Here is a 6,176-nt window from a genome sequence, read left to right as displayed (position 1 = left end):
CAATATACAACATAAACATATGTTCTATAAAGAAAAAAGCACTTCATTCCTCCCACCTCTGAAGAAGTGGGAGGAATGAAGCTCAATTCTGTGAATGAAAGCATAATTTTCTTGTAAAACGGCGTTGTATAATGCACTTGCAATTTCAATATAAGAGGCTTTATTTAATTTTTGATTTTTCACCAACTGTTCGATTGCATCAGCCATATGGGCAACACTATGAGCCCACCCTTTCCCTGGCACGTAGCCTCTTACATCCGTTTCAGCTGATAAATAAGCTAGTAATTGATCTTTACAATCATTTATTTTGTCCTCAGATAAAAAATCGTCTTCATGATCCCTATGTAAAATAAGTGCAATTAGAAGCGACGTAAACGTTCGAGTAAAAACTAAATCTGATTCGCTTTCAGTAATACCTTTAAAAAGCGGATTTTTCAGACTATAATCTAAAAGCTCCGTTAAAAGTGAATGCTCAAGTAAGTTTTTTTCTAAAATTAATTCATAAAACGACCCATATATTAAGTCATCTCTCAGTTCGCTATCTAATGAACCGATATGTAGCATCATTGACTGTATGATATATGTTCGGTCCTCTTGTTGCCAGTTTCTACCTCCACAATTTAATTCTCTGAGTATTTCTTTTAAGTCATCTTCCTTCAATAAGTTTTCATTTTGTAACATACGCATTGTTTTTCTCCTTTTCACAGTTGTTTTTATTCAGAATAATCAGAACTACTTTCATGATAAATACCATCAAGCTTCCATCCCTCATTAAACCGTACATAAGTAAACTCCTTCTGCTCGTTGTCCATTACAACAATTACTTTGCTTTTCCAAGGAAAGGTCGCCGCACGCACCTTTCCATTTCTGACCTCATTGATTTGGTCAGACAAAGAGAGCAGAGTAGATGGCGTAACACTTTTTTGTATTAAATATTGCGGACGGTCAGAGCTATCTTCTAATTCCTTCATAACTTGTTCATGAAAGGAAATCACTTTTTGGTTAGTATCATACATACAAATCCCAAGTGAACTAATGCATAAAACGATTAAACTTCCCATTAAAATGACATGCTTTTTCTTTAACCCTATATAAAATCCCCATTTATCTTCCTTTTTGTATAAATAATAATATATACCTATACATATTGGCCAAACAAAAAGAAATTGCCACATTAACACCACCCAAAAGATATCACCAAAAGACACTAAATATCGAATCATATGATGATTTAAAAGCCAAATGGGCAAAGTCCAACGCCAAGCTGAATTTTCCTGGGAAAGGCTTTTAAAATAGATAAGTATGAGTGGTAAAGATAGAATAAATGCTAACGCATTGTCCATTATTACAGTTATCAATGCTTTATTCACTCCCCAGTACCTATTTTTCGAGAAAATACCATCATACAAATAATTACAATAATTGTACCCTAATCCAAATATATAAAACAGCTAATAAAAAAGCTAGACATTCTCGAAATTTTTAACTGTCTAGCCTTGATTTATTTATACTCTTCTAGTATTTTTATGCTGTCTATATCCGCAAATCTTTAATAACAGACATTTCCTCAAATTAATAATAAATAAGGACCTCACACTGTTTTAATGGTAGTGCTAAGATGGCGTTTTCTATTAATGTTTGTTCATCCTGCTGTACAAGCATGTCTCTTTTTATGATGGTTTCCTTGGTAAAAATCTTCTGTTGAACTTGGATTTTACGGTATGTCCAGCTACGCAAATAATCTTTACTTTTGTTAATAACAAGCCTCGATAAATATGCTCGTAATTCTCCTCTTTCCTCATAATTTTGTTGATTATCGAAAAATTTAATAAACACATCTTGAACGATATCTTCAGCACTTTGTAAATCTTTGACTTAGTAAAAGGCAAGCCGGATGAGCCTTTCTATATGCTGCTGCATTATTTCTTCGAGTTCTTTAATTTCAAGCAACATCTCTCCCCCCTCTCTGCTCTATAAACGACGCTCACAATATAGAGGTTTGCTTTTTGGGAAATTATCATTAGAAAATATCTGATTTAAGTTTTTCTTAATGGCCCTGTACGATAGAGAGCTTGGATTTTGAGGTTTCCTTTGAGATGTCTTTCTCCGTAAGCTATTCTCCTCTTTTCTCGAGTCGAGCAAATCCGGACTCATTATTCTATATTTTCATCAGAAAAAGGCGCAATGACCGATTTTTTATTTGAAGAAAGCACAATATTTGTTGAAGGCGTTCCATAAGGCATGGCCTCATCTACAAACTGCTCCAATGTTTCTACTGAATTAGTTGCAATTTTTACAATATAACTGATTTCACCCGCTACACGATAGCATTCGAGGACATCGGGATGTGCATTACAAAAATCTGAAAGACTTTTACAATCAATTGATTTAAATAAAATAATAGCTTGAATGTCACGATTGATCTTTTTTAAATTAACCCTAGCTCCGTAACCTTCAATAATCCTCTGCTCTTCCAGTTTTCTTACACGTTCAATAACAGCTGGAGAAGATAAATGAACCGTCGCTGCTAATTCCTTCATCGACATTTTTGCATTTTGTTGTAATTGCTGTAAAATTTCACGATCTATATGATCCATAAGTATCCACCTTTTTATATAAATTAGATTTAATAAAATTCCTTTTATTATAAAGCAAATCATCTAAAATACATTATACAGATTCTGTCATTGAATTGCCTTATTCATTACAATTAAACGTATAAAGGAGGCATTAACAACATGAAAAAAATATTATTACTATTAGCAAATGGATTTGAGGCTGTTGAAGCGAGTGTTTTTACAGATGTACTTGGCTGGAATAAATGGGAGGGCGATGGCACAACAGAGGTCGTGACTGTAGGATTGCATCAGCAACTGCAATGTACATGGAATTTTAACGTAGCACCCGAAAAGTTGCTTCATGAAATATCATTAGCGGAGTTTGATGCACTTGCGATTCCTGGAGGCTTTGAGGAAGCTGGATTTTATGAGGATGCCTTTAGCGAGGAATTCCAGGCGGTTGTTCGTCATTTCGATGAACACAAAAAACCGATTGCAACGGTTTGTGTAGCTTCCCTAATTTTAGGTCATAGCGGAGTCCTACATAATCGAAAAGCTACTACTTATAATCATCCAACAAGTAAACGAATAGCACAACTTCAATCCTATGGTGCAGACATCATCAATGAACGAGTTGTTCAAACTGAACATATTATTACATCATCAAATCCTGGCACTGCATTCGACGTTGCCTTTAGCTTATTAGAAATACTGACTTCTGTGGAAAATACAAAAAAGGTAAAGGATTTTATGGGGTTTAATTAATTTAATGAAGCTGTCTCCATGCGTTAAATTGAGACAGCTTCATTTCATTCCATTTAATTTGATATTAATTGATATAATTTCGATCCTAACTCTTTATTTTTAGTAACCAATGAAATCGTTCTGGACCTTCCAAAATTATTAATCGGTAAGGCAAACAGCTGAAGATGACCGATATTTTTAGCCATTAATTCTGGTACAATCGTAATCCCCATTCCAGCACTTACAGCTCCAAAGATAAAATCCCCAAAGTTCATCTCACTTATGATATTAGGCTTGTAGCCAAGTGATTGTATTTGTTCTACTATCTCCTTCCTTGAATCACAAGGAGCTTGATGGACAATAAGTGGCTCCTCACACAATTCTTCAAGATCCACTACTGTTCTTGAATTAAAACGATGAGTCAACGGAAACACAGCATAGTAAGGCTCCGTAAACAATTCGCAACTCCACAAAGATTCTCCCGTATATTTTGCATCCACAAAGACTGCATCAAGTCTACCTTTTTCCAAAGATTGTAGCAGTTCATTTGACGTATTTTGAATCATTAAAGTTATAGGTCGATCTAGTTGCTTAAGTTCATTCATTTTGTTTGGCAAATAGTAAGTAGCTAAGCTAGGCAGACCACCGATGGCAATAGGGTTGCTCTGGCTAAATTGCTGTATTTCTTCACGAATGGCCATTAATTCAGTCAAAACTGGTGTTATGCGAGTGTAAAAACGTTCGCCAGCTTCTGTTAATTCGATACCAATCGATGTCCTATGAAATAACTCGATGCCAAGATTATTCTCTAAGTTTCGTATATGTTTACTTAGTGCAGGTTGGGAAAGATTCATGATTTGAGCAGCTTTTGAAAAACTTTTCTGATTGGCTGCGGTAATAAAACTATGTAACCATTCTAAATTCATTGTATTCCTCCATACCTTATAACGATTTGTTATACCCTTATAAAATAGTGATTGTTCCATATTCTTGGTTTTTTAGTAACCTATTAAATATAGAAGGTGCATCGATTATAACATAACGTTATAGGACGTCTATACTTAGCATCTTTAATTTTTTTGGAGGTTCAATAAATGAAAAATGTTTTATTATTATCCTTTGGCATGTTTGCCTTGGGCTTTGATGCCTATGTGATCGCAGGACTTCTCCCAGGAATTAGTGATACGTATCACAAAAGCACTTCACAAGTCGGCCAGGCTGTAAGTATTTTCACTTTATTTTACGCAATATCAGCGCCGTTATTTTCTTCTTTACTTGCAGGAAAACCAATAAAAAAAATCTTAATAGGGTCAATGCTTATCTTTACAATAGCGAATGGCATCACAGCTTTAGCGCCAACCTTTTCTATTCTTCTACTTTCGAGGGCAATTGCGGGGACTGGGGCTGGTTTATTTTCACCATTAGCTGTTGCAGCCTCTACAAAGTTCGTTTCTAGTGAAAAGAGAGGGCGAGCTCTAGGATTGACTATTGGAGGAATGAGTATGGGAACAGTACTAGGGGTTCCTTTAGGTATATATATATCCAACTTATTTGATTGGAAATTAACACTTTGGCTATTAGTTATAATCGGTGTAATTTCTGTTTTATGTATGTATATTTTACTTCCCAATTTCCCAACAACCCCTCCCCCTGCACTAAATGAACGATTAAAGATGTTTCTAGATAAAAGAGTAACTGTAACTGTATGTATAACATTTTTCGCCAGTGTTGCTAGCCTTGGATTGTACACATATCTATCTCCCGTATTAGAAGACATGGCAGGCTCAGGTAACATAACAATATATCTTTGGGCATGGGGATTTGGTGGCTTATTTGGAAGTATAATGATTGGATACTTAATCGACTACTTCGGAAAACCAAAAACTTTAGTTACAATCATTTTATTCACTTTAACTTTATCCATTATTTGTATACCATTAATGATTAACTTACCTATAATAAAGTACTTACCATTCTTTGTCTGGGGAGCAATGGGTTGGGCAAGCCAAGCACCTCAACAACATATTTTACTATCATATCAGCCCAACAACGGAAGCTCCGCAGTGGCCTTAAACAGTTCTGTAAATTATTTAGGCAGTGCAATCGGTGCAAGCTTAGGTGGCATTGTACTGTCCTTACAGATTGGAACAATAACATTGATTTATTTCGCGGTTATCTCTATACTAATCGCCATTTGTTTACAGTTTTATAGTTTGAGGAAGAAATTTAGCGTTTAAAAAGTATAAATTTATATAATTGCGATTCTAACTGTTGATTTGATGATCTTATTCGTCATTTTGATGGCTAGAATGGCAAATTTGACTGGGTTACCTTCTTTTAGGATGGCGCTTTCCGTCGCTTTGACCGTTCTTTCCGTCGTTTCGATGGTTCCATCCGGCGCTCTGACGATTCTTTCCGTCACTTCGGCGGGACCTTCCGTCGTCGGAGATTCTTTCCGTCGCTTTGGCCGTTCTTTCCGTCGTTTCGATGGTTCCATCCGTCGCTGTGGCGATTCTTTCCGTCACTTTGGCGGGAACTTCCGTCGTCGGAGATTCTTTCCGTCGCTTTGGCCGTTCTTTCCGTCGTTTCGATGGTTCCATCCGGCGCTCTGGCGATTCTTTCCGTCGCTTTGGCCGTCCTTTCCGTCGTTTCGATGGTTCCATCCGCCGCTGTGGCGATTCTTTCCGTCACCTCGGCGGGACCTTCCGTCGTTGGAGATTTTTTCCGTCGTTCTGACCGTTCTTTCCGTCGTTTCGATGGTTCCATCCGTCGCTGTGGCGATTCTTTCCGTCTCTTCGGCGGGACCTTCCGTCGTCGGAGATCTTTCCGTCGTTTTGGCCGTTCTTTCCGTCGTTTCGATGGTTCCATCCGTCG

7 protein-coding genes and 1 pseudogene are annotated in these 6,176 nt (G+C 36.9%); 2 read left to right on the top strand and 6 right to left on the bottom strand.

Annotation, left to right across the window (positions count from 1 at the left end; genetic code table 11):
* Positions 1-24: 24 nt before the first annotated feature.
* The 4 genes and pseudogenes from ACFCYJ_RS26620 to ACFCYJ_RS26605 all read right to left on the bottom strand — a co-directional run bounded on the left by ACFCYJ_RS26620 (position 25) and on the right by ACFCYJ_RS26605 (position 2,597).
* Positions 25-687 (bottom strand): DUF2785 domain-containing protein, encoded by a 663-nt coding sequence (locus tag ACFCYJ_RS26620; protein ID WP_376078893.1) that lies wholly within the window; start codon positions 685-687, stop codon positions 25-27.
* Between the two features lie 26 nt (positions 688-713).
* Positions 714-1,370, bottom strand: a complete 657-nt coding sequence (locus tag ACFCYJ_RS26615; RefSeq protein ID WP_376078891.1) for a hypothetical protein — start codon at positions 1,368-1,370, stop codon at positions 714-716.
* A 202-nt stretch (positions 1,371-1,572) separates the two neighbouring features.
* Positions 1,573-1,860: pseudogene (locus tag ACFCYJ_RS26610) on the bottom strand (sigma factor); the annotation flags it as partial.
* Positions 1,861-2,153: 293 nt separating this feature from the next.
* On the bottom strand, positions 2,154-2,597 hold the full coding sequence (locus ACFCYJ_RS26605; protein WP_376078889.1) for an Lrp/AsnC family transcriptional regulator: 444 nt from the start codon (positions 2,595-2,597) through the stop codon (positions 2,154-2,156).
* A 141-nt stretch (positions 2,598-2,738) separates the two neighbouring features.
* Here ACFCYJ_RS26605 and ACFCYJ_RS26600 point away from each other — a divergent pair, with 141 nt between their 5' ends.
* Positions 2,739-3,323, top strand: a complete 585-nt coding sequence (locus ACFCYJ_RS26600; protein ID WP_376078887.1) for a DJ-1/PfpI family protein — start codon at positions 2,739-2,741, stop codon at positions 3,321-3,323.
* A 53-nt stretch (positions 3,324-3,376) separates the two neighbouring features.
* Here the strand turns inward: ACFCYJ_RS26600 and ACFCYJ_RS26595 are convergent, their stop codons facing one another.
* A complete protein-coding gene (locus ACFCYJ_RS26595) occupies positions 3,377-4,228 on the bottom strand; it encodes a LysR family transcriptional regulator (protein ID WP_376078886.1) in 852 nt (283 codons plus the stop codon).
* Positions 4,229-4,396: 168 nt separating this feature from the next.
* Here ACFCYJ_RS26595 and ACFCYJ_RS26590 point away from each other — a divergent pair, with 168 nt between their 5' ends.
* Positions 4,397-5,539 (top strand): MFS transporter, encoded by a 1,143-nt coding sequence (locus tag ACFCYJ_RS26590; RefSeq protein WP_376078884.1) that lies wholly within the window; start codon positions 4,397-4,399, stop codon positions 5,537-5,539.
* A gap of 90 nt (positions 5,540-5,629) precedes the next feature.
* Here ACFCYJ_RS26590 and ACFCYJ_RS26585 read toward each other — a convergent pair whose 3' ends face one another.
* A complete protein-coding gene (locus tag ACFCYJ_RS26585) occupies positions 5,630-5,965 on the bottom strand; it encodes a hypothetical protein (protein WP_376078883.1) in 336 nt (111 codons plus the stop codon).
* Positions 5,966-6,176 lie beyond the last annotated feature (211 nt).

The sequence above is a fragment of the Lysinibacillus sp. NPDC056232 genome, assembly GCF_042267565.1.
Taxonomy (GTDB): Bacteria; Bacillota; Bacilli; order Bacillales_A; family Planococcaceae; genus Lysinibacillus.
This window is presented reverse-complemented; position numbering and strand designations above follow the sequence as displayed.

Excerpts from the sequence above, each read along its gene's own strand:
- ACFCYJ_RS26620 (WP_376078893.1), bottom strand. The coding sequence starts at position 687 with ATGCGTATGTTACAAAATGAAAACTTATTGAAGGAAGATGACTTAAAA.
- ACFCYJ_RS26590 (WP_376078884.1), top strand. The coding sequence starts at position 4,397 with ATGAAAAATGTTTTATTATTATCCTTTGGCATGTTTGCCTTGGGCTTT.
- ACFCYJ_RS26585 (WP_376078883.1), bottom strand. The coding sequence starts at position 5,965 with ATGGAACCATCGAAACGACGGAAAGGACGGCCAAAGCGACGGAAAGAA.
- ACFCYJ_RS26605 (WP_376078889.1), bottom strand. The coding sequence starts at position 2,597 with ATGGATCATATAGATCGTGAAATTTTACAGCAATTACAACAAAATGCA.
- ACFCYJ_RS26600 (WP_376078887.1), top strand. The coding sequence starts at position 2,739 with ATGAAAAAAATATTATTACTATTAGCAAATGGATTTGAGGCTGTTGAA.
- ACFCYJ_RS26595 (WP_376078886.1), bottom strand. The coding sequence starts at position 4,228 with ATGAATTTAGAATGGTTACATAGTTTTATTACCGCAGCCAATCAGAAA.